Source organism: Pedobacter miscanthi, assembly GCF_032678605.1.
Taxonomy (GTDB): Bacteria; Bacteroidota; Bacteroidia; order Sphingobacteriales; family Sphingobacteriaceae; genus Pedobacter; species Pedobacter miscanthi_A.
Map to the genome: position 1 here is coordinate 36,773 of NZ_JAVTSU010000017.1, position 23,887 is coordinate 60,659.

Annotated in this window: 25 protein-coding genes; 20 read left to right on the forward strand and 5 right to left on the reverse strand. The window is 38.6% G+C overall.

What is annotated here, in order from left to right; all coding sequences use genetic code 11:
• Positions 1–583: 583 nt before the first annotated feature.
• From ilvE to R2R28_RS22375, 17 genes are all read left to right on the forward strand, one after another.
• Entirely contained in the window at positions 584–1,474 is an 891-nt protein-coding gene (gene ilvE, locus R2R28_RS22295; RefSeq protein WP_316827861.1) for a branched-chain-amino-acid transaminase, read from the forward strand.
• Positions 1,475–1,543: 69 nt separating this feature from the next.
• Positions 1,544–2,122: an O-methyltransferase gene (locus tag R2R28_RS22300; protein ID WP_316827862.1), complete on the forward strand. Its 579-nt coding sequence runs from the start codon at positions 1,544–1,546 to the stop codon at positions 2,120–2,122.
• Positions 2,123–2,368: 246 nt separating this feature from the next.
• Positions 2,369–4,051 (forward strand): dihydroxy-acid dehydratase, encoded by a 1,683-nt coding sequence (gene ilvD / locus R2R28_RS22305; RefSeq protein WP_316827863.1) that lies wholly within the window; start codon positions 2,369–2,371, stop codon positions 4,049–4,051.
• Positions 4,052–4,169: 118 nt separating this feature from the next.
• On the forward strand, positions 4,170–4,667 hold the full coding sequence (locus R2R28_RS22310) for an ORF6N domain-containing protein (RefSeq protein WP_316827864.1): 498 nt from the start codon (positions 4,170–4,172) through the stop codon (positions 4,665–4,667).
• Between the two features lie 21 nt (positions 4,668–4,688).
• On the forward strand, positions 4,689–6,437 hold the full coding sequence (ilvB, locus tag R2R28_RS22315) for a biosynthetic-type acetolactate synthase large subunit (RefSeq protein ID WP_316827865.1): 1,749 nt from the start codon (positions 4,689–4,691) through the stop codon (positions 6,435–6,437).
• A 31-nt stretch (positions 6,438–6,468) separates the two neighbouring features.
• Complete coding sequence (ilvN, locus tag R2R28_RS22320; protein ID WP_116251728.1) at positions 6,469–7,107, forward strand: acetolactate synthase small subunit; 639 nt, start codon at positions 6,469–6,471, stop codon at positions 7,105–7,107.
• 118 nt (positions 7,108–7,225) lie between these two features.
• Entirely contained in the window at positions 7,226–7,639 is a 414-nt protein-coding gene (locus R2R28_RS22325; protein WP_316827866.1) for a glyoxalase superfamily protein, read from the forward strand.
• Positions 7,623–8,084 (forward strand): DinB family protein, encoded by a 462-nt coding sequence (locus R2R28_RS22330; RefSeq protein ID WP_316827867.1) that lies wholly within the window; start codon positions 7,623–7,625, stop codon positions 8,082–8,084. Before R2R28_RS22325 ends, R2R28_RS22330 begins: the two co-directional genes overlap by 17 nt.
• 275 nt (positions 8,085–8,359) lie before the next feature.
• Entirely contained in the window at positions 8,360–9,841 is a 1,482-nt protein-coding gene (ilvC, locus tag R2R28_RS22335) for a ketol-acid reductoisomerase (RefSeq protein WP_316827868.1), read from the forward strand.
• A 104-nt stretch (positions 9,842–9,945) separates the two neighbouring features.
• Entirely contained in the window at positions 9,946–11,358 is a 1,413-nt protein-coding gene (gene leuC / locus R2R28_RS22340; protein ID WP_316827869.1) for a 3-isopropylmalate dehydratase large subunit, read from the forward strand.
• A gap of 113 nt (positions 11,359–11,471) precedes the next feature.
• Positions 11,472–11,774 carry an antibiotic biosynthesis monooxygenase gene (locus tag R2R28_RS22345; protein WP_316827870.1) on the forward strand — a complete coding sequence of 101 codons (303 nt, stop codon included), beginning with the start codon at positions 11,472–11,474 and terminating at the stop codon, positions 11,772–11,774.
• 66 nt (positions 11,775–11,840) lie between these two features.
• Entirely contained in the window at positions 11,841–12,425 is a 585-nt protein-coding gene (leuD, locus tag R2R28_RS22350; RefSeq protein WP_316827871.1) for a 3-isopropylmalate dehydratase small subunit, read from the forward strand.
• The gene (locus R2R28_RS22355) at positions 12,425–13,894 is read left to right on the forward strand and encodes an ATP-binding cassette domain-containing protein (protein WP_316827872.1); all 1,470 of its coding nucleotides are present in this window, start codon (positions 12,425–12,427) and stop codon (positions 13,892–13,894) included. The genes leuD and R2R28_RS22355 overlap by 1 nt, the downstream gene beginning before the upstream one ends.
• Positions 13,895–13,962: 68 nt before the next feature.
• Entirely contained in the window at positions 13,963–15,054 is a 1,092-nt protein-coding gene (leuB, locus tag R2R28_RS22360; RefSeq protein WP_316827873.1) for a 3-isopropylmalate dehydrogenase, read from the forward strand.
• Between the two features lie 10 nt (positions 15,055–15,064).
• The gene (locus R2R28_RS22365) at positions 15,065–16,225 is read left to right on the forward strand and encodes a 2-isopropylmalate synthase (protein WP_316827874.1); all 1,161 of its coding nucleotides are present in this window, start codon (positions 15,065–15,067) and stop codon (positions 16,223–16,225) included.
• A 268-nt stretch (positions 16,226–16,493) separates the two neighbouring features.
• A complete protein-coding gene (gene ilvA / locus R2R28_RS22370; protein ID WP_316827875.1) occupies positions 16,494–17,744 on the forward strand; it encodes a threonine ammonia-lyase IlvA in 1,251 nt (416 codons plus the stop codon).
• 172 nt (positions 17,745–17,916) lie between these two features.
• Positions 17,917–18,267, forward strand: a complete 351-nt coding sequence (locus tag R2R28_RS22375; RefSeq protein WP_316827876.1) for a cupin domain-containing protein — start codon at positions 17,917–17,919, stop codon at positions 18,265–18,267.
• Between the two features lie 36 nt (positions 18,268–18,303).
• Here the strand turns inward: R2R28_RS22375 and R2R28_RS22380 are convergent, their stop codons facing one another.
• Complete coding sequence (locus R2R28_RS22380) at positions 18,304–18,864, reverse strand: DUF4230 domain-containing protein (RefSeq protein WP_316827877.1); 561 nt, start codon at positions 18,862–18,864, stop codon at positions 18,304–18,306.
• Positions 18,865–19,000: 136 nt separating this feature from the next.
• Here R2R28_RS22380 and R2R28_RS22385 point away from each other — a divergent pair, with 136 nt between their 5' ends.
• Positions 19,001–19,396, forward strand: coding sequence for a hypothetical protein (locus tag R2R28_RS22385; protein ID WP_316827878.1), 396 nt, complete (start codon positions 19,001–19,003; stop codon positions 19,394–19,396).
• Between the two features lie 11 nt (positions 19,397–19,407).
• Here R2R28_RS22385 and R2R28_RS22390 read toward each other — a convergent pair whose 3' ends face one another.
• Positions 19,408–20,400, reverse strand: a complete 993-nt coding sequence (locus R2R28_RS22390; protein ID WP_316827879.1) for an ABC transporter ATP-binding protein — start codon at positions 20,398–20,400, stop codon at positions 19,408–19,410.
• Between the two features lie 150 nt (positions 20,401–20,550).
• On the opposite strand from R2R28_RS22390, the gene R2R28_RS22395 reads away from it, so the two are divergent.
• A complete protein-coding gene (locus tag R2R28_RS22395) occupies positions 20,551–20,832 on the forward strand; it encodes a DUF6364 family protein (RefSeq protein ID WP_316827880.1) in 282 nt (93 codons plus the stop codon).
• Entirely contained in the window at positions 20,825–21,238 is a 414-nt protein-coding gene (locus R2R28_RS22400; RefSeq protein ID WP_316827881.1) for a PIN domain-containing protein, read from the forward strand. The genes R2R28_RS22395 and R2R28_RS22400 overlap by 8 nt, the downstream gene beginning before the upstream one ends.
• Before the next feature lie 103 nt (positions 21,239–21,341).
• On the opposite strand, the gene R2R28_RS22405 is transcribed toward R2R28_RS22400, so the two are convergent.
• The 3 genes from R2R28_RS22405 to R2R28_RS22415 all read right to left on the reverse strand — a co-directional run bounded on the left by R2R28_RS22405 (position 21,342) and on the right by R2R28_RS22415 (position 23,462).
• Entirely contained in the window at positions 21,342–22,127 is a 786-nt protein-coding gene (locus tag R2R28_RS22405) for an outer membrane beta-barrel protein (protein WP_316827882.1), read from the reverse strand.
• A 65-nt stretch (positions 22,128–22,192) separates the two neighbouring features.
• Positions 22,193–22,948, reverse strand: a complete 756-nt coding sequence (locus tag R2R28_RS22410; protein ID WP_316827883.1) for a hypothetical protein — start codon at positions 22,946–22,948, stop codon at positions 22,193–22,195.
• Positions 22,929–23,462: an RNA polymerase sigma factor gene (locus tag R2R28_RS22415; RefSeq protein ID WP_316827884.1), complete on the reverse strand. Its 534-nt coding sequence runs from the start codon at positions 23,460–23,462 to the stop codon at positions 22,929–22,931. The genes R2R28_RS22410 and R2R28_RS22415 overlap by 20 nt, the downstream gene beginning before the upstream one ends.
• Between the last annotated feature and the right edge of the window lie 425 nt (positions 23,463–23,887).

The window sequence follows — 23,887 nt, forward strand, 5'->3', positions numbered from 1 at the left end:
ATCACCTAAATTTTCAATTCTCAGCGTGCTTTAAGCCATTTTAGGCAGAAAAACAGAAAATTTATAATGCAAGCATAACAAACATACCGTATACCGTTTTGATATTTGGTCTACAGCTGTCGGCATTAAATAACTAATCCAACCTCAGTTAAGAACAAAATTCCGAAATCAACCAAAAAACAAGAATAATATTCTGATTCAACTTTTTTTTGATTTCTCTTGCATATTAATGAACCAAAAACTAAATTGGTTTTATAAACAAAGAGATAACAATGGCGATCGAGAACAACATATTTACTACACATCCTACTACTGCAAAAACAGTGTGGAATGTCGTGTTGTTACCAGTCATTTTACTTAACCTTCTTCTCCTAATTTTATGGGGAAAGAAAATGGGCAGCTTTTAAATAGATATAAAAAACTAAATATACCTAAAGCGTCCCGATACAAACGGGACGCTTTTTTTAAATAACAAAACACAGTATTATAAACCGTCCATGATTAAAAACCAAAAAACAAGTGGAATGCTTATTTAATCATGGTGAGCTCCATCTGACGGATGAAAAAACAATAAAATAAACAGATGAAATACTATAATTCTAATACGATTATTTACCTTGATGGAGCTTTTGAAAAAGCTGCAAATAGCAGCACTGACCTTTACGGGCAATCGCTACATTATGGCTATGCTGCTTTCGAGGGTATTAGAGCCTATAAAACGCATAACGGTAACCGCATTTTTAAAGCTGCTGCCCATTTCGACCGACTAGAGCGTTCTTGTCAGCTGGCAAACATTCCTTTCCCATGGGATAAACAAGAATTAATTGCAGCAACCTATAAACTGTTGCAGTTGAACAAACTGAAAGATGCTTATATCCGTCCGTTGGTATTTTGCCACCCAAACATGAAGTTGAACGAACCAAGCGGAGTTTCGATCTTAATCTGCGCCTGGGAATGGGACGCTTATTCGGGCAATAAATTATTAAAATTAACGATTTCGGATTACGAAAGGCCAAACCCAAAATCAACGCCAATGGAGGCGAAATTGAGTGGAAACTACGTCAACTCAATTCTGGCTACTACAGCAGCGAATATTAAAGGTTACGATGAAGCTTTGCTTTTAGATATGCATGGTTTTGTTGCAGAGGCATCGGGAGCAAACATCTTCCTTGAAAAAGACGGAAAATTATACACTCCATCATTAGGAAACATTTTACCTGGCATTACCCGTGCAACCGTTAAAGAACTTTGTACCGTACTGGATATAGAATGTATAGAGAAAAAATTAACAGTAGAGGATTTAAAAAAGGCTGACAGTGCTTTCTTATGCGGAACTGCAACTGAAATTGCAGGCATTGCCTCGATAGATGATATTGTGTTCCGCTCTTTATGGAGAGAATCTATCGGTTATACCATACAACGTGCCTACAAAAACCTGGTGCTTGAAAAAGTAAATTACGAAGTGATTATATAGTCCAAAGTCGGTAAGTCATGAGTCCGAAGTCGAGAAACGAATAAAAGAGTCAACAATTAAATAAAACCAATGACAGAAGAAATCAATCAACATTACCCGAAAGCTTACCAGCAGATAAATGCTGCCACTAAGGCGTCGGGATTTGATATGGCTTCGGACGTATTAACCTGTTCTTTGTTGAAAACACTCGCTGCTTCCAAACCTTCAGGTAAATTCCTGGAGCTTGGCACCGGAACAGGTTTATCTACTTCATGGATATTGGATGGCCTGGATAAGGATAGTACCCTGACTTCGATAGATAACGATGCTAAATTTTTAGCCATTGCGAAAAATTTTCTTGGCAATGATAATCGTTTAACATTGGTTGATACTGATGGTGCCGAGTGGATTGAAAAGAATAAAGACAAAAAATTCGATTACATATTTGCCGATACCTGGCATGGAAAATATTTGCTTCTGGATGAAGCAATTACCATGCTGAACAAAGGTGGCCTTTATATCATTGATGACATGTTGCCTCAACAAAATTGGCCTGAAGGACATCAGGAAAAAGCAATTAAGTTAATCAAAGATTTAGAATTACGTGATGATTTACAGCTTACCAAACAGGTTTGGGCTACGGGAATTGTAATCGGAGTAAAAAAATAGAGAAATACAGTAAAATAGTTCTTTGCATTTTTCAAGAAGTTAGTATGTTTGTGGTTCAGTGAACAACATGAATATAAACACAAACATTATTAGCAACTTAATTATTGTCATTTCTCAAAAGAGAGGTGGAAATCGTTGCGTATAATGTAAAAAATATACCCTATCGAAACCGCCTCCGAAACGAGGCGGTTTTTTTTTGCCTTAAAATATTTACAACTAACAGAACCAGAATATACATTTTAAACAATGAGCGAATTAAACAAGTACAGTAAAACATTTACACAAGATCCAACACAACCGGCTGCACAGGCTATGCTTTACGGCATCGGTTTAACCGATGCAGATATGGCTAAAGCACAGGTCGGTATTGCAAGTATGGGCTACGATGGCAACACCTGCAACATGCATTTAAACGACCTTGCAAAAGACGTCAAAGTTGGGGTCTGGAAAAATGATTTAGTCGGCTTGGTTTTTAATACCATTGGTGTAAGTGATGGAATGAGCAACGGCACCGATGGGATGCGTTACTCTCTTGTAAGCCGCGATGTAATTGCCGATAGTATCGAAACCATTTGTGGTGGCCAATATTATGATGGGATTATCTCCATCCCTGGTTGCGATAAAAACATGCCTGGTGCCATTATGGCCATGGCCCGTTTAGATCGCCCTTCTATTATGGTTTATGGCGGTACAATTGCTCCCGGCCATTACAAAGGAGAAGAATTGAATATTGTTTCGGCTTTCGAAGCTTTGGGACAAAAAATCTGCGGGAACCTTTCTGAAGAAGATTATCAGGGCATAATTAAACACACCTGCCCTGGCGCAGGAGCTTGCGGTGGTATGTACACGGCAAACACTATGGCTTCGGCAATTGAAGCTTTAGGAATGAGTTTACCATATTCTTCTTCAAACCCAGCAGTAAGCCCGGAGAAAAAACAGGAATGCCTGGATGCCGGCAAATACATAAAAGTTTTACTGGAAAAAGATATCAAGCCCTCCGATATCATGACAAGAAAAGCATTCGAAAATGCAATCCGTTCGATCATTATATTAGGTGGTAGTACCAATGCTGTTTTGCACTTTATTGCTATGGGTAAAGCTATCGGTGTAGAAATTACGCAGGATGATTTCCAGAAAATGAGTGATGTGACACCGGTACTGGCTGATTTTAAACCTAGCGGAAAATACTTAATGCAGGATTTACATCAATATGGTGGTATCCCAGCGGTATTAAAATATTTGTTAAACGAAGGTTTATTACATGGCGATTGCTTAACCGTAACCGGAAAAACCGTAGCAGAAAATTTAGCTGATGTGAAATCGATTATGGATTATGATCAGAAAATTATTCAAAAATTAAGCGAACCGATTAAAGCAACAGGCCACTTACAGATTCTTTATGGAAACCTTGCTGAAAAGGGTTCTGTAGCAAAAATCAGCGGTAAAGAAGGTGAGAAATTTGAAGGTCCTGCGCGTGTATTTGATGGCGAACGTGATTTAGTTGCCGGAATCTCTTCTGGAAGAATTAAACCAGGTGATGTTGTCGTAATTAAAAACGAAGGGCCCGTGGGCGCACCAGGCATGCCTGAAATGTTAAAGCCAACCTCCCTAATTATTGGTGCTGGTTTAGGTAAATCAATTGCATTAATTACCGACGGACGCTTTTCGGGCGGAACGCACGGCTTTGTGGTTGGCCACATCACACCAGAAGCCTATAAAGGCGGCTTAATTGGATTAGTGGAAGATAACGACCTGATTGAAATTGATGCCGTAAATAATACCATCAATTTAATGGTGAGCGAAGCAGTAATTGCCGAACGCAGGAAAAATTATACTCAACCAGCATTAAAAGTAACAAAAGGTGTTTTATATAAATATGCTAAAACAGTTTCAGACGCAGCAAGTGGCTGTGTAACTGACGAATACTAAAATCAAAAAATCATCCCCAGATGAATTGATTACTAAGAAAATAGATTATGCAAATAATTAAAAGTATTCAGAATAGGATTATGAAATCCGGGGAGAAAGAGTAATGCTGGATTTCGATTTGGCATCGCTTTATGAAGTTGAAACAAGAGTATTAAATCAAGCGGTAAAACGTAACATCAAACGTTTTCCGGAAGATTTTATGTTTCAGTTAACTTCTGCAGAATTTGAAATGATTAATCAGGGTGCTTTATCACAAATGGTGATAAAAGATCAGCCCAACTTGAAGTCACAAATTGTGACATCAAGTTGGGGCGGCACTAGAAAACTACCTTATGCTTTTACAGAGCATGGAGTAACCATGTTAAGCGGTGTTGTAAACAGCGACAAAGCCATTAATATGAACATTGCCATTATGAGGGCTTTTGTTGATGTTCGGAAAATTTTGCTAAAACAAAGCAATCTTAACGAACAGTTAACCGAGATTAAAGAACGGATTGGTGAACATGATGTTCAACTTAATGAGCTTTATGATGCAATGGAAAATTTAATCGATGAGAAAATTGCTCAGATAAAGTGGAAAGACAGAGAAAGAATTGGGTTTAAAATTAAAGAATAATAGAACCTCAAAAACATAACTATGGAAACTGCACAAGAAACAATACAACAAACCGAGGCGAAAGCAGGAACCTCAAAAACCTTTAAAGGAACAGGCTCGCAGGTTTTGTTGAATGGATTAATTGAAGAAGGGGTAACCACTATCTTCGGTTATCCGGGTGGCGCAATCATGCCTATTTATGATGCCCTTTACGATTATGCCGATAAATTAGAACATATATTGGTCCGCCACGAACAAGGTGGTATCCATGCTGCCCAAGGCTTTGCAAGGGCAAGCGGCGAGGTTGGCGTTGTATTTGCAACCAGCGGACCAGGTGCAACAAATTTGGTTACTGGTTTGGCAGATGCTCAAATCGACAGTACGCCATTAGTTTGTATCACCGGACAGGTTTTCGCACACTTATTGGGTACGGATGCTTTTCAGGAAACGGATGTGATCAACATTACCACTCCGGTTACCAAATGGAATTACCAGGTTACTGATGCTAAAGAAATCCAAGAGGTATTGGCCAAAGCTTTTTACATTGCAAAAAGCGGTAGACCGGGACCTGTATTAATTGATATTACCAAAAATGCACAGTTACAGTTAGAGGAATTTCCTGAATATGTAAAATGCAACCATATCCGCAGTTACCGCCCGAAACCAAAAGTTAGAATCGAATATATTGAGCAAGCTGCCGAATTAATCAATTCAGCAAAAAAACCTTTCATTTTATTCGGGCAAGGTGTTGTTTTGGGTAAAGCGGAAGAAGAATTTAAGGCTTTTATCGACAAAAGCGGAATTCCAGCGGCCTGGACCATTATGGGCGAGGGTGCTATTCCAACTTCACACCCATTAAACGTAGGGATGTTGGGTATGCACGGCAACTATGGGCCAAATGTGTTAACCAACGAATGTGATGTCTTAATTGCCATCGGCATGCGTTTCGATGACCGCGTAACCGGTCGTTTAGATAAATACGCCAAACAAGCCAGAGTGGTACATTTAGATATCGACCCTGCCGAAATTGATAAAAATGTTAAAGCTGAAGTGGGCGTTTGGGGCGATTGTAAAGAAACCCTACCCCTGTTAACCAAGTTAGTTAACGAAAACAAACACGAAGATTGGTTGGCTAAATTCAGACAATACAACCAGGAGGAAATAGATCAGGTCATCACTCCAGAACTTTACCCAACAGGTGATGAAATGACCATGGGCGAAGTATTGCGCAACATCAACGAAATTTGTGGTGGCGATGCTGTAATTGTTACCGACGTTGGTCAGCACCAAATGGTAGCCTGCCGTTATGCTAAATTTAACAATACCCGCAGCAATATTACTTCTGGTGGGTTAGGTACCATGGGCTTTGGTTTACCGGCAGCAATTGGCGCCAAATACGGTGCACCAGATAAAACGGTTATCGCCATTATTGGTGATGGTGGTTTCCAGATGACTCCTCAGGAATTGGGTACCATCATGCAGTTTGGTGCAGCAGTGAAGATTCTGATCTTAAACAACCGCTTTTTAGGTATGGTTCGTCAATGGCAACAGTTATTTCATGATAAACGTTATTCTTTCGTGAATATCACCAGTCCTGATTTTGTAGCCTTAGCTAAAGCGTATTACATCGAAGGACAAATGGTTAACGAACGTGCAAACTTAAGAGCCGCACTAGAAACCATGATCAACCACGAAGGCTCTTACCTATTGGAAGTAATGGTTGGTAGAGAAAACAACGTTTTCCCAATGGTTCCGCAAGGAATGAGTGTAAGCGAAATCAGGTTGAAGTAAGGTAGAGGTTTAAGATAAAAAAGAAACTATCATGAGTACTGAAGATAAAATAAAATACACAGAAGACACCGTTGACCTGGAAGGAAAACAGGAATATACCATTACGGTGTATGCCGAAAACCGCATTGGTTTACTAAACAGGATTGCTATTATTTTCTCGAAAAGAAAAATCAATATCGAAAGTTTAAACAGTTCAGCATCAGAAATTGAAGGGATACACCGTTTTAATATCGTTATCCACGAAGGTTACGAAGTGGTGAGAAAGCTGGCCCGCCAGATTGAAAAGCAGATTGAGGTATTGAAAGTTTATTTCAACACCAACGAAGAAATTATCTGGCAGGAACTGGCACTTTACAAAGTTTCTACTGATGAAATTGCAGAAAAAGTAACGGTAGAGCGTTTATTACGTCAGTATGGTGCCAGTGCAGTAGTGATTCGTAAAGATTATACCGTTTTTGCAGTAACTGGTCACCGCGAAGAGACTGATGCTTTGGTAAAAGCATTAGAACCTTATGAATTGATCGAGTTTGTCCGTTCTGCTCGGGTTGCTATTATTAAAGATAGTGCTGGTTTTCACGAAAAACTGAAAGAATTTGAAGCTTTCGAACCAGGTGAAGAATTGGTAGAAAACGAATTTTTAGAAAAAGGCGGAAAGATTTTTACGATGTAAGGTCTACAACAAATCCGTCATTGCGAGGAGGAACGACGAAGCAATCTTTTAGACTAACTCAAATAGATTGCTTCGGCTCACACAAAATCCGGCCTCGCAATGACGAGAAACCAAAAATATGAAATGTAATAAAGTCATACCCATTTTAAGAATCTTCGATTACGATAAAGCAATTGAATTTTATGTAAACTGGCTGGGCTTTAAAATAGACTGGGAACATACTTTTGAAGAAAACACCCCGGTTTATATGCAGGTTTCGTTAGATGGTATTGAATTACATTTAAGCGAACATCACGGAGATAGTTCTCCAGGTGCACATATTCATATTAATTGTACAGGTTTAGAAGCATTTCATAAAGAAATTATAGACAAAAAGTACAAATATAACAGACCGGGTTTGGAGAAAACTTTTTATAGAACCTGGGCAGTAACCGTAAACGATCCATTCTTTAACAAGATTACATTTAATGAAGCGCTAAGTGAGGCTGAAAGCTCAAAGACTAAAGAAAAAAAAGATGAACGAGGTATTTGATTTTATAATAAACTCACGCAAGGCCTTTATCCGGTTAATTGATGGTTTAACTGTTGAAGAACTGAATAAAATTCCCGATGGATTCAACAATAACATCATCTGGAACTTTGGACACATTGTGGTGAGCACTCAAACACTATGTTATGTGCGCACAGGTGTATTGCAAGATGCGACTTCGGTAAAATTTAACGAGGATTACAAAAAGGACACGAAACCAACTTATACGGTAACAGCAGAAGAAGTAGCAGAATTGAAAGCGATTGCATTAGAAAGCATTGAAAAAATAAAAGATGATTATTCAAATGGAAAATTTTCGAGCATTACTCCTTTTGCAACAGCAACTTATGGCGTACAAATGAACAGCATAGAAGAAATTCTGATCACGACTATTGGTCACGATAATGTACACCAAGGTTATGCATGGGCACTGAAAAGACAAATATAAAATAGAAGAGGTAAGATGGAAAATGGATGAGGGTTTGAAAAACCGAACCCAAGTAAAATAAACCCGATAGCAGTAAAAATTTTAGACTGTCATGCTGAGCGTAGTCGAAGCACAGTCTAAAGTTTTTACGAATAGCGGGACTGAAACAACCGAAAAGCACAGAAACCCGCTTTTCAAATAAAAAATCGGCAAAATCACCTCATCTGTGAATCAAACCGAAGGAAAAAAAGAATATATAACCCGATAATTAAATAGAAATTAACCAATAAAAAACAATGGCAAATTATTTTAACACATTACCTCTTAGAGAAAAATTAAACCAATTAGGTGTTTGCGACTTCATGGACAGTGCTGAATTTTTAGATGGCGTTAGCGCATTAAAAGGCAAAAAACTGGTAATTGTAGGTTGTGGCGCACAAGGCTTAAACCAAGGTTTAAATTTAAGAGATAGTGGTTTAGATGTAAGCTACACTTTACGTAAGGAAGCAATTGAAGGTAAACGCGATTCGTGGAAAAATGCAACTGAAAACAATTTCACCGTTGGCACTTACGAAGAGTTAATTCCAAATGCAGATGTAGTAATTAACCTTACTCCTGATAAACAACACACCGCTGTTGTAAATGCAATTATGCCTTTAATGAAAGAGGGAGCTACTTTGTTATATTCTCACGGTTTCAATATCGTTGAGGAAGGTATGCAAATCCGTAAAGATTTAACCGTTATCATGGTTGCGCCTAAATGCCCTGGTAGTGAAGTTAGAGCAGAGTATGTGCGTGGTTTTGGTGTTCCTACCTTAATTGCTGTTCACCCTGAAAATGATCCTCAAGGCAAAGGCTTGGCACAGGCTAAAGCTTATTGTGTGGGTACCGGTGGCCACAGGGCTGGTGTATTAAAATCATCTTTCGTAGCTGAAGTAAAATCTGATTTAATGGGCGAGCAAACCATCCTTTGTGGTTTATTGCAAACAGGTTCCATCCTATCTTTCGATAAAATGGTAGAAAAAGGAATCGATGCCGGTTATGCCTCTAAATTGGTGCAATATGGTGTTGAAGTAATTACCGAAGCTCTAAAACAAGGTGGTATTACGGCCATGATGGATAGATTAAGCAATGTGGCTAAAATCAAAGCTTTCGAAATATCGGAAGAACTGAAAGACATTATGCGTCCGTTATTCCAAAAACACCAGGACGACATTATGAGTGGCGAATTTAGTCGTACTATGATGGAAGATTGGGCAAATGGTGATAAAAACTTATTGAAATGGAGAGCGGAAACTGGCGAAACTGCTTTCGAAAAAACACCTGCAGGTGATGTAAAAATCGGCGAACAGGAATATTTCGATAACTATACTTTAATGGTTGCTTTTGTTCGTGCCGGTGTTGAATTGGCTTTCGAAACTATGGTACAGGCAGGTATTAAACCAGAATCGGCTTACTACGAATCGTTACACGAAACACCACTTATTGCCAACACCATTGCACGTAAGAAATTATTCGAAATGAACCGTGTAATTTCTGATACTGCAGAATATGGTTGTTATTTGTTCGATCAGGCTTGTAAACCACTTTTAGGCGATTTCATGAAAAAAGTAGATACTGATTTAGTTGGTAAAAACTTTAACGAAGGTAAAGATGGTGCAGTTGATAACAGAAAATTAATTGATATCAACGAGGCGATCCGCTCTCACGAAGTAGAACAGATTGGTGCTACTTTGCGTAAGGCAATGACTGCAATGAAAGCGATTAAAACTGCATAGAAACAAAAGAATGTCATCAAGAGCTTGTCGAAGGAATTCTTTTTGTTTCTATAACGAAAAAGTCTTCGACAAGCTCAGACTGACAAACATTAAATAATAACAAAATGTCAAAAACATTAGTAGAAAAAATTTGGGATGCTCACGTTGTAAAAAGTGAAGAAGGATTTCCTGATATTTTATACATTGATACACACTTAATACACGAGGTAACCTCTCCGCAGGCATTTGATGGATTGCGCAAAAGAGGATTACCTGTTTTACGTCCAAAGCAAACTGTAGCCACTGCCGATCATAACGTACCAACTTTAAACCAGTTGTTACCGATTAAAGAGGAGCTTTCGCGTTATCAGGTAGACATGCTTACTAAAAACTGCGCAGAATTCGGAGTAGAACTTTACGGCTTAGGTCATCCTTTCCAGGGAATCGTACACGTTATCGGTCCGGAGCTGGGTATTACCTTACCGGGAAAAACAATGGTTTGCGGCGATAGTCACACCTCTACCCATGGTGCCTTTGGTGCCATTGCATTTGGTATCGGTACGTCGCAGGTTGAGCAGGTTTTCGCCACGCAATGTTTATTGCAGTCGAAACCTAAAACCATGAAAATTGAGGTAAATGGCGAACTTGGACAAGGCGTAGGTGCAAAAGATATCATCTTATACATTATTGCCAAAATTTCTGCCGCTGGCGGTACAGGTTATTTTATAGAATATGCAGGTTCTGCAATCGAGGCTTTAAGTATGGAAGCCCGCATGACCATCTGTAACATGAGTATCGAAATGGGTGCACGTGGTGGTTTAATTGCACCTGATCAAACCACTTTCGATTACATTAAAGGAAGAGAATTTGCTCCAGCCGGCAAAGAGTGGGATAAAGCTTTAGCTTACTGGAAAACATTATATAGTGATGCCGATGCGAAGTTCGATAGTGTGTTAACTTTCGATGCTGCAGACATTGCGCCAATGATCACCTATGGTACCAACCCGGGTATGGGTATGGGTATTCAGGAACATATTCCGGCCACTGGTGCACAACCAGAAAAAGAAAAACTTTCGTACCAGAAAGCTTTGGATTATATGGGCTTTGATGATGATTCATCATTGATTGGAAAACCAGTTGATTATGTATTCATCGGAAGCTGCACCAACTCGCGCATTGAAGATTTACGCGAAGTAGCCGATTTTGTTAAAGATAAACGCAAAGCAGATAATGTAACCGTTTGGATTGTTCCGGGATCAAAACAGGTAGAACAACAGGCCATAAACGAAGGTTTGGATAAAATTTTCGAAGCCGCTGGTTTCCAGTTACGCGAACCGGGTTGCAGTGCCTGTTTAGGAATGAACGAAGATAAAATCCCGGCTGGTAAATATTGTGTATCTACATCGAACAGAAACTTCGAAGGCAGACAAGGACAAAATGCCCGTACCTTATTGGCCAGTCCACTTACAGCAGCAGCTGCAGCCGTAACTGGAAAAATTACCGATATAAGGGATTTGTTAGATAAGGTAGAAGGCTAAAGGTTTAAGGTAAAAGCTAAATGCCAAGCCTGATCGTCATTGAGAGGCACGAAGCAATCTTAATGCGATTGCAAGGCTAAGTAGATTGCTTCACAATGACGGATAATAAATATATGATTTTAGAAGTTGCCATACTAAATGTAAAAGGCGGATTATCGGCCGATTTTGAAAAAGCTTTTCACGAAGCGCAAAAAATCATTTCTTCGATGGAAGGTTATATTTCGCATCAGCTTCAAAAATGTGTAGAGGTAGAAAATAAATATATCGTGCTGGTAAACTGGGAAACACTGGAGGCGCACACCAAAGGTTTCAGAGAATCGGCAAAGTACCAGGATTGGAAAAAGTTATTACATCACTTTTATGATCCTTTTCCAACAGTTGAACACTTTGTTAAGGTGGAAGGTTGTAAGGTTTAAAGAATAAAGATAAAAAATGGAATACAAGTTTTGCTACTTGGTACTCCTTACTTGATACTAATTGACATGAAAAAATTCACAAAATTAACATCGGCAGTAGTGCCTTTAAACATAGAGAACATCGATACCGACCAGATTATTCCTGCGAGGTTTCTAAAAGCGACCACCCGCGAGGGTTTTGGCGAAAATTTGTTCCGCGATTGGCGTTATGAAAACGATAACCAGCCTAAAGCTGATTTCGTGATGAACAACCCAACCTACAGTGGCCAGGTTTTAGTGGCAGGAAAAAACTTTGGTTGTGGCAGTAGTCGTGAGCACGCCGCATGGGCCATTCAGGATGCAGGATTCGATGCGGTAATTAGCAGTTTTTTTGCTGATATATTTAAAGGAAATGCCTTAAACAATGGCTTGTTACCAATCCAGGTAAGCGAGGAGTTTTTGACGCAGATCTTCAACGCGGTTGATCACAATCCAAAATCGGCCTTAGAAGTTGATTTAGAAAATCAAACAGTTACGATTGTAGAAACTGGCGCTCAGGAATCATTTGAAATCAATCCTTACAAAAAATCATGTCTGATTAATGGTTATGATGATATCGATTTCATCTTAAACCAAAAACAATTAATTGAAGAATTTGAACAGGCAAAATAATGTTTAAACCATTTGTCTACATACAAAACCTAAACTTAAGTTATCGCAATAAAGCGGTGCTAAAGGATTTGTATTGGGAAGTAAATGTGTGCCAAAACTGGGTTTTATGGGGTGAAAGTGGCAGCGGAAAAACTTCTTTGGCTAAAGCCATTGCGGGTTTAATTCCTTCACAAGGCAGTATTGAAATCAATTACGATGCCCAAAGTAAATTACCGGCCGAAGTTTTATTTGTAGAAAGTTGGTACCAGTTTAAAAATTTAGAAGGTGTTGCCAATTTTTATTACCAGCAGCGCTACACCAGTTTACAGGCTAATGATACTTTGACAGTGCATGCAGAACTGGTAGCTTATGGCAAAGAAAAAGGACTTCATTTGGATTTGGTTGAACCCATTTTAGAAGCACTTGGTTTTGCTACTTTTGCCAGCTCACAGCTAATCGAATTATCAAGCGGTGAGCATAAAAAGCTGCAGTTGGTTAAAGCCTTATGGTTAAAACCTCAATTGTTGATTATCGATCAACCTTATACAGGTTTGGATACCGCATCGCGCAAAAATCTGAATACGCTTTTGGATCAGATTACGGAAGAAGGCGTACAATTAATTTTAATCTGCAACGATTTCGAATTGCCTGCAAGCATCGATTGTTTTGCAGAGATTATAGACGGGCAGATTGTAACGTCATTTTCAAGAAAAATTGAAGACCTTCCACCTGAAATATACAAAAAGAAAATCCCTGCTTTTTTAAAGGAGTCGCCGATTTATTCATCAACTAATATGGTAAAAATGGTTGATGTTAACATCAGCTATGGCGAAAAACAGGTACTAAAAAACATCAACTGGGAAGTTAAAGCTGGCGAAAAATGGTTATTACAAGGCCATAATGGCTCGGGAAAATCCACCTTATTGAGTTTAATAAATGGCGACCACCCACAATCTTATGCCAACGAACTTTATTTGTTTGGCAACAAGCGTGGAAGTGGCGAAAGTATATGGGATATTAAACAGCACATTGGTTTAATCTCGCCAGAGTTTCACTGGTACTTCGATGCCACTTCAACCGTGTGGAAATGTATTGCTTCGGGCTTTTACGATACTGTAGGCCTGTTTCAGCAATTACCTTATACCAAAAGAACACAAGTTGATGAGCTGATTGAATATTTTGGGTTAGCCGAAAACAAAAATGAATTATTAACCGCACTTCCACTCGGTAAACAACGATTGGTATTATTAGCGCGGACGATTATAAAAAATCCGGAACTATTAATTCTGGATGAACCTTGTCAGGGTTTAGACCAACAGCAAACAAAATATTTCAACCAGCTGGTTGATGAGCTGTGCAGCAATGGAATGACCCTGATTTACGTTGGCCACTTTGAATCGCAGCTGCCAACCTGCATTGAAAAAAGAATATTGTTAGAAAAAGGCGAAGTAAAAGTCGTCGAAAGTTTAAACACAGAAATATTAAGCTGATGCAAAATTAGCCACAAATCCTGAAAAAATCTGTGGTAAAAACGGCGGTAGCGAAAGAGGAATCAACAATGAAGAAGAACATTTTAGTAATACCTGGAGACGGTATTGGACCCGAGGTTACCACCTGGGGGAAAGCAGCATTAGAAAAAATTGCCGAAATTTTTGGACATGAATTTACGTTCGAAGAAGCTTTAATGGGCCATGCGGCCATCGAAGTTACTGGTGAACCTTTGCCTGATGAAACTTTAGAAAAAGCCAGACAAAGTGATGCCATCCTTTTTGGAGCCATCGGTCATGCCAAATATGATAACGACCCTAGTTTAAAAGTTAGACCAGAACAAGGCCTTTTAAAAATCCGTAAGGAACTGGGCTTATTTGCCAACCTCCGCCCGATATTACTATTTGATGAACTTCTTCAGGCATCGAGCATCAAACCGGAAATTTTAAGAGGAACCGATATTTTGTTCTTCCGCGAATTAACAGGTGATGTTTACTTTGGCGAAAAAACCCGCTCTGAAGACCGTAATACGGCTTCAGATTTAATGATTTATCATCGCTATGAGGTAGAACGCATTGCGCACAAAGCTTACCAAGCGGCTCAACAGCGGAACAAAAGATTATGTTCGGTAGATAAAGCAAATGTTTTAGAAAGTTCACGTTTATGGCGCGAAACCGTTCAGGAAATTGCAAAACAATATCCTGACGTAGAAACAGAGCACATGTTTATCGATAATGCCGCGATGCAGCTGATCAAAAACCCTAAAAAATTCGACGTGGTGTTAACTGCTAACCTATTTGGTGATATTTTAACCGATGAGGCTTCGCAAATTGCAGGTTCAATGGGTATGCTGGCTTCGGCATCTGTTGGCGAAAGCACAGGTTTCTTCGAACCTATCCACGGCTCAGCACACGATATTGCAGGCAAAGATTTAGCCAATCCACTGGCTTCTATCCTATCGGCAGCATTAATGTTAGAAATTGGTTTCGGACTAAAAGAAGAAGCCAAATTATTGGTTGATACCATCGATCAGGTATTGAAAGAAGGCTTTAGAACACATGATATTGCTGACCAAAACACAAACCGGTTTAAAGTTTTGGGCACAGCCGAAATGGGCAAATTAGTATTAAAATTCTTATCACAAAAATTAATCACTTCCTAAACTTAAGATTATGATTCACGACCCAAACAAAGTTTATATTTTCGACACGACCTTACGTGATGGCGAGCAGGTTCCAGGCTGCCAGTTAGATACAAACCAAAAAGTAGAAATCGCTAAATCGCTCGAACTTTTAGGTGTTGATGTGATTGAAGCTGGTTTCCCGGTATCTAGTCCAGGAGATTTTAACAGTGTAATCGAATTATCAAAAGCGGTTACCAACCCAATTATCTGTGCTTTAACCCGTGCAAATAAAAACGATATCGATGTTGCTGCAGATGCTTTACGTTATGCGAAAAGACCACGTATCCACACCGGGATTGGTTCATCTGATTTCCACATTAAACATAAATTTAACAGTACCCGCGAAGATATTTTAGCGCGCGCAGTAGATGCAGTAAAATATGCTAAAAAATATGTAGAAGATGTAGAATTCTACGCAGAAGATGCAGGCCGTGCGGATATCGAATTTTTAGCCAAAATGGTAGAAGCGGTAATTGCTGCCGGTGCAACTGTGGTAAACATTCCGGATACAAATGGTTATTGCTTACCAGACCAATATGGTTCGAAAATTCTTTTTTTGAAAGAAAACGTAAAAAATATCGATCAGGCCATTATTTCTGTGCACTGCCATAATGATTTAGGCCTCGCTACAGCGAATTCGATAGCAGGCTTACAAAATGGCGCCCGTCAGGTAGAATGTACCATTAACGGCATCGGAGAACGTGCAGGTAATACCTCTATGGAAGAAGTCGTCATGATTTTGAAAACACACAAAATTTTAGGCTTAAATACCCAGATTGATACAACCCGTTTCTATGAAATGAGCCACATGGTACGAAACCAGATGAATATGCCCGTGCAACCAAATAAAGCAATTGTTGGTGGAAATGCATTTTCACACAGTTCAGGTATCCACCAGGATGGTTTCTTGAAAAACCGCGAAAACTACGAAATTATTAAACCGGAAGATGTTGGTTTCCCTGATGCGACCATTGTATTAACCGCAAGAAGTGGCCGCCATGCTTTAAAACACCATTTAGATCGTTTAGGCCATAAATTGGAAAAAGATCATTTAGATATTGTTTACAAACAATTTTTGGTTTTAGCCGATGGCAAACAGGGCATTAACGATCACGATTTAAATCAATTGGTTGCGATGCATTTAGCGTAAAGCTGAAAAGTTAAAGACTATAGCTAAAAGCAAGTGCCGAATTGCTTTAAAAGCTTTGAGGGATGTCCTTTGGAGGTGGCAGGAGGAGGATTTAAGTTTGAAACACAAACATTGCTCTCTAAACCTGATTGAAATGGGCATGAAGCGCAGCGGAATAAAATGTAAAGCAGGGCGGCTGCAACCGATGGAACACCAAACCCTGCTTTACAAAAAAATATAAGAGAATATCAGTCTTGATACTAGATTCTCTCTACTTGATACTACAACAATGAATACTACAACACCAAATACGCTAGATTTTCAATCTGCATCGCAACGACTAAAGGGCGTGGTAAAACGTACGCCTTTGGAGTTTAACGCCGGACTTTCTGCTCATTACAATGCCAATATTTATTTAAAAAGAGAAGACCTTCAAATTGTACGCTCTTATAAATTGCGTGGTGCATACAATAAAATCAGTTCGTTACCTCAAAATGCATTAATTAACGGTGTGGTTTGTGCAAGTGCTGGTAACCATGCACAAGGTGTAGCGTATTCGTGTAAAAAACTCGGCATTAAAGGCGTTATTTTTATGCCGGAGATTACCCCCAAACAAAAGGTTAAACAAACTTATATGTTTGGCGGCGATAGCGTGGAAGTGATATTAGTTGGCGATACTTTCGACGATTGTTTGAAAGAAGCTTTGGCTTACAGCGCAGAAAAATCAGCCACTTTTATTCCTCCTTTTGATGATGAAAAAGTAATTGAAGGCCAGGCAACGGTTGGTGTAGAAATTTACGAAGATCTGCCAGATTTGGATATGATTGTAATGCCGGTTGGTGGAGGCGGTTTAGCATCGGGTGTAAGTGCTTACATGAAAACGGTTAAACCAGAGGTAAAATTGGTTGGGGTTGAACCGCTGGGTGCACCATCAATGGTTACGGCAATGGAATTTGGCGGTCCTTTTACCCTGGAAGAAATAGACCGTTTTGTGGATGGTGCTGCTGTAAAACGCATCGGCCATATTACCTACGAATATTGCAAAGAGTTGCTGGATCAAATGCATTTAATCCCGGAAGGAAAAATCTGTACCACCATTTTAAAATTGTATAATGAAGATGCAATTGTAGTTGAACCTGCAGGAGCACTCTCTGTGGCTGCATTAGATCAGCTTAAAGACCAGATTACAGGAAAAACAGTAGTTTGTATAGTAAGCGGTGGAAATAACGATATAGAGCGCATGCAAGAGATTAAAGAGAAATCTTTACTTTTCGAAGGCCTGAAACATTATTTCATCGTACGTTTCCCGCAAAGACCAGGTGCGCTAAAATTATTTGTAAATGAGGTTTTAGGTCCGCAGGATGATATTACCCGTTTCGAGTTTATTAAAAAAACGAATAAAGAAAATGGTCCTGCATTGGTTGGTATCGAGCTTTCTAATAAAAATGATTATGCAAGTTTATTACAACGCATGAAAGATTTTAAATTTGAAATTATTGAGCTGAACCAAGACCAGACTTTGTTTGAATATTTGGTTTAATAGTGTAACCGCAGAGATATGTCCGTCATTTCGAGCGGAGCGCAGCGAAGTCGAGAAATCCGTTAAGTTGTTTAATTAAATGCTAAAAGAAAGATTTCTCCATTCCGCTACCGATAAAAAATCGGTTAGATCCAGTCGAAATGCCGATAGAGTATATAATTTTATCATAAAAATGAATTTCAAAGACTTAAGCAACAAAACATTAATTTCTGACAGCGATATTGATTGGGAAGATTTAGGTGCAGGCGTGAAACGCAAAATTATGGCTTACGATGATAACCTCATGCTAGTAAAAGTATCATTTGAAAAAGATGCCATTGGTTCAATCCATAACCATCCTCACCTTCAAATGAGCTATGTGGCCAAAGGCAGTTTTGAAGTAAGCATGGGCGATGATAAGAAAACACTAAATGAAGGCGATGTTTTCTTTGCCCCATCAAACGTTTTTCATGGCGTAGTATGTTTGGAAGCCGGTTTATTAATCGATATTTTTAATCCACATCGAGCAGATTTTTTGAAATAAGACGGAGGTCCGAAGTCGGAAAGTTGGGTATATCCCCTACTCAAAAGTAAACCTCACATTCTTATACCCTAAGCCTTCAACAATCGGTTTAAGCACCGTTGTGGCGTTGGTTTTAGTTTGTGCTAAAATACTCGATTTATTCACTTCGGCAGTTACCTGTCTTTCAGCAGCTTTATAAGCTTCATCTACCAAACCAGCCTCGCGAAAGAAAGCCATTTTTGTATCGTAAACGCGTGAGTTTTTATGGTCGATTTTTACATAACAGATTTCTGGCTGTGGTAAATTTACTACAGCAGTGTCCGCATCAATGCTAATATCTTCGCGGGTAATTTTGGTAAGATCAATACAACCTACCGCTTCGGCTTTTACAATCAATAAAACACTGGCTTCGGGTAAAAAATCTGTTTTATTTTTGTGTTCCAAAACATCGCTGATCTGGTACCTCACCAGCTCCAATTTGCCAATGGTCTCGATTTTCTCTACCAGAAGCTGGTGTTTGCTTTCAACAGAGGTGTTAATGCTAAACTTTTTAGAGACGAATAAGTAGCCTGCAACAATTAAAATTAGCCAGGGTAAGAGACGGAAAAAGAGCTTCATATTATAAAAAATAAGGTTTCAACATGTTGTGTATTTAATCTGTTGCACAATAATTAATCCATAATTGTCTAATAATAATTTTTTGGCAAAAGATTTGTAATAGGTAGATCACACACACAAATAAACACTAATCAACATGAAAAAACTTACCATCCTAATGCTTTGCATTGCCACACTAGGTCTGGCTTCTTGCAAAAAAGATCCAGTTATTAATCAAACTACTCCAAATCGAACGATTATATTCGATAAACCGGCTAATACCTGGAGAATCTTATCAGGATCTACAAACATTTATTATGTCGACTTAAATGCAAATGAAATTGATAATATCAATGTTCAAGATGAAGGAGTTTTGGTTTATATTTCAACCGATGGAGTTAATTCGAGCGGCTATTTTCAAATACCTAATTATAACCAAAGCTATGGATACGATATATATCCGGGTTCAATCCGTATTTACTCCTACGGACCACCCCCAACCAATACAATTCGTGTAAAAGTTGTATTAGTTGCTGCAGAAAATGTAACGTAAAGAAAAAATATTTAAAACGCTAAAAAGCGACTAATGTTCAATTGAACGTAGTCGCTTTTTTTATGCTCTCCCCTGTTCAACTGCAAGGCACGGATGTTTACACCATTTCGTTCTAAAAGCAGTTCATCGTAAAAACCTTTGTAGTAAACATCTTTCACTTCAAAACGTCTGCTGGTCCAGTTACTGTTTATTTCAGCCCATTCAGGATAAAATACTATCGAATCTTTTTGCGTTTTCAACCCAATTTTTTCCGCATCTGCTCTCGATAAAACCACGGCATTGCCTAAAATCTGAGCGGTATAAATGTGTTTGGGATTTTGATAAATATCAGCTGGTTTTCCAGTCTGCAACAATTCGCCATTTTTCAGAATGAGTAACTGGTCTGCCAGGAATAAACCATCAGCAGGATCGTGCGAAACTAAAATCACAGTCACACCGGTTTCCGAAGCCACCCGTTTAATATCTGCACGTAGCTGGTTTTTAAGTAAGGCATCAACCTGACTAAAGGGTTCATCCAGGAGTAAAACCTGCGTATCGGCCACCATGGCTTTTGCTATGGCCACACGCTGCTGCTCTCCCCCGCTCAGTTCGATGATCTTTTTATTTTGGAGCGGTAAAATCCGAAGGTGCTCCATCATCTGAAGGGTTTTTTCGGCTTTGGTTTTGAGATCGGTATTCGATAATTGTGAGGCAATATTATCGTAAACTTTTGCGTAAATATTTAACGAAAAATCCTGCGTAACCATTTTCATCTGTTTGTGGCCAGGGATTAACTGCTCATCCGGACCTTTAACCCTTTGATCTTCGAAAAAGATTTCGCCTTCATCTGTTTTTAACAATCCATAAATTGATTTCAGTAAAGTCGATTTTCCACTGCCACTCTCGCCGATAATGGCTACCACATCGCCTCTTTTGATTTCGAAACTTACATTTTTAATGCCACCGGCCTGTTCTGCCTGATATTGCTTGGTTAAATTTTTAACGCTGATTAGGGTATTGCTCACTTGGTAAAGATAAGAAAAAGGTGGAGGGTTTTAAGGTGGAAGGTTTAAGGTAAAATAAAATTACACGTGTGTTATATTTTATTTTTGCACGTACAAAAACATCTACGTATCTTTATATTAATATATTTTGATATCGGTAATTATAAGACCATGAACACTAAGTTAACTTTAACGATAGATAAGTCTGTTATTAAACAGGCAAAAGCTTATGCAGAACAGCAAGGCAGGAGCTTATCTGCAGTAGTAGAGAATTATTTAAAAGCTGTAACCAAAAAGGAAGAAGTTGTGAGCAAAGATGATGAGCTTTCTCCTATAGTTAAATCACTGATGATGAATCGTCCAAAAGTAGACTTGCCAAAAGACTATGATTATAAAGAAGAATTATCAAAAATCAGAGACGAGAAATATAAAAAATATTGGGACAATGAGTAATATTGTTATTGATTCTGACGTCCTTCTCGACTTTTTTCTTCAAAGAAAACCATTTCTTGATGAATCTATTAAAATTTTAAGCGCTTGTGAAAAAAGACAGGTAAAAGGATTTGTAACAGGTTTAATAATATCAAATACTTATTACCTTCTAAGAAAACATTTTCAACACAAAATGATTATGACTGATTTTAAACAGCTGTTAGTTTTCTTGGACGTGATAATAATAGACAAAAATGCTATTATTAAAGCTATTGATTCTGAGTTCACAGATTTCGAAGATGCACTCCAAAATTTTTCGGCTGAAAACCATGGATCAATTAATGCGATAGTCACGCGAAATATCAAAGACTACAAAAAAAGCAAGTTAAGCGTGTTAACACCTACAATGTTTCTAAAAACATTATAAAACAAAAATCCTGTCTCGCCTAACCGAAACAGGATCTGTTTATTTGTGTGTTGCCTCTTTGTCTTAAAAGCGATTAATTGGCCCCCTTTAGGGGATTTAGGGGTTAGTTTAACCCGAAAGTAACCCCGAAGCTCATATTCTTTAAGCCTGCCTGCTGAGAGGTGGTAAACATATCGTTAAAGTAATATTTGGTAAACAAGCCTATACCTCCGTAACCAAACCGAACAGTACCTCCGTAACGAACCGATTGAAAGTGGTAGCTATCATATTGTTTTTCTTTACCACGTTCATCACTGATCTGTTTAATTTTTCCGTTTAACAAAAAGCTTACCTCCGGACCTAACACCAGATAAAATCTTTTGCTGTTTTTGTTCTCTTTGGTACGGAACTCAAAATTAAGTGGAATATGTACATAACTGCTCGAGAAACGGTTTTTAGAAAAATGTATCGGCGATTGGTCGGTATAAACAAATTCATTTGAGTTTTTAGCAATGGTGATATCTTTTCTCAAACGGATCAATGTCCAATCGAAACCACCTGCCACATACACTTTAAAGTTAGCGTTAAAACGATAGCCAAACTGTAAAATATCAAAAGAGAATGTACTGGTTTTACCACCTTTGTAATCTAAAAAGTCGTTATTTGGCGATAAGTTAAAACTTCCGTTATCAATTAGCCTCGAGAAACCCCAATCAATTCTTGTGAAGGTAATTCCGCCTACAAAACGGCCTTTTTTGGCTGAATCGGTAGTTTTAGTTCTTAGCATAATGCCATGCCCTTCACTATAATCTATTTTCTTTTTAGTACTATCTTGTTGGGCAAAAGCCCCTGGAGCCATAACACCGGCAAGTCCGCTTACCAAAAGTGTTGTAAATATTAGACGTTTCATATGCGTGTTTTATTGTTATAAATGTTGTAAAGTTTAAATGTTTGGATCATGTTAACTGAAAATTTTTATTTCTTCCGTTTACCGATTTTAAAAGGGCCAATATTGATCGACGATAGAGAAGAATCATCATCATCTGTACGGAATTGGATCAGTTTATCCTTCCTTTTATCTACTTTGTTAACAATGAGGTTAATCACGTCTCCCATGTTGCGGATACTTTTATTGCTTTGCTCATTATCATTAATAGGGCCATCAGTTTTAATGGCGGTTAAATTACTGGCGGTAACAATTTCTTCGTTGGGCTGCAAAATCGCTTCTTCTATTTTTGTTTTGATATCTTTTTTAGGTTCTTCTACCTTGGCCACAACTGTTTCCTGTTTTTGCATTTCAGGTGCAGTAATGATGGTTTGTTTTTCTACAACAGGCTTAATGCTTTGTTTCACCTTTGTTTTTGCAACAACAATTGCTGGACTAGTTTGAACGGGTAAAACCGGAGTAACAGCCTTAACTGGCTCAACTACTTTAGCAACAGTATCGATAACAATTGGTTGCTGTGTTACTGGTTGAGCTTTTTCAATCGTATTATTTGCCAATTGTTTGCCCTCGCTGGTGGCGTTTTGCTGTTGATAAACCAAAATACCAACTGTAGCAATCAATAATATAGCTGCGGCAGATAACCAATAAATGGGTATAATCCTTTTTTTCTTTGGAGCTATCTCACTTTCAATATTGCTCCACAAATCTTTGGAAGGTGTTACCTCTGCATCAGCAAAAGCATCCTTAAATAACTGATCAAAATCCTTATCCCGTATAGGTTGCATAACCAAATCCCTCCATTTTTATAATTTCTTCTTTTAATATTGTTCTTGCTCTCGATAACTGCGATTTACTTGCGCCCTCTGAGATGCCAAGTGCTTCTCCAATTTCTTTGTGCGAGTAACCTTCTATTGCGTACATGTTAAAAACCATGCGGTAACCATCTGCTAACTTTTGGATCACTTTCATTAAATCCTGCATCCCCAAAGTTCCAAAATCAAATCCGGTTGAGGGTTGCTCGTAAGCTTCATCTATTTCTACCACATTTAAGCTGCGTAAATTTTTACGGTAACTTTCAATCGCGGTATTCACCATCACCCTCCTGATCCAGCCTTCAAAAGACCCATCGCCCCTATACTCCTTTATTTTTTGAAAGATTTTAATGTACCCCATCTGCAGCACATCTTCCGCCTCCATCCTATCTTTGGCGTAGCGCATGCAAACGGCCAGCATCTTCGGTGCAGTTTGCTTGTAAAGCAGCTCCTGCATCTTCCGGTCGCCGGCTTGGCAGCCTTCCATCAAATCGTTTATCGTATAGCTTCGCGTCAATTTCATTGTGTGTTTGTATATAGAAGATGAGCAATTACAAACAATGGTTGCATGGGGAAAGAAAAAAAGTTAAATAAAGTTAAAATCAAAATTATACCAACTGATTATCAATAAGATATAGTTAAAATATTTTTCAAGAAAGATATAGATTTTTATTTGAAAATGGATGTTCAGCATTTCATGGAGGGCAGCAATCCCGCTATTCGTTACTTCCGATGAAGAATCGGAATCACTGCTATCGGGTTTATAAACAGAGGCAATGCTTAAAAATAATAAACCCCGTAGATTTTAAAACCTACGGGGTTTGAAATGGTACGAGTTTAATCACCCTAAACCTTACACGTTTTATCGCTCACCTTTCTTCACCTTAAACAATTTAAAATCTTGTTTATAGG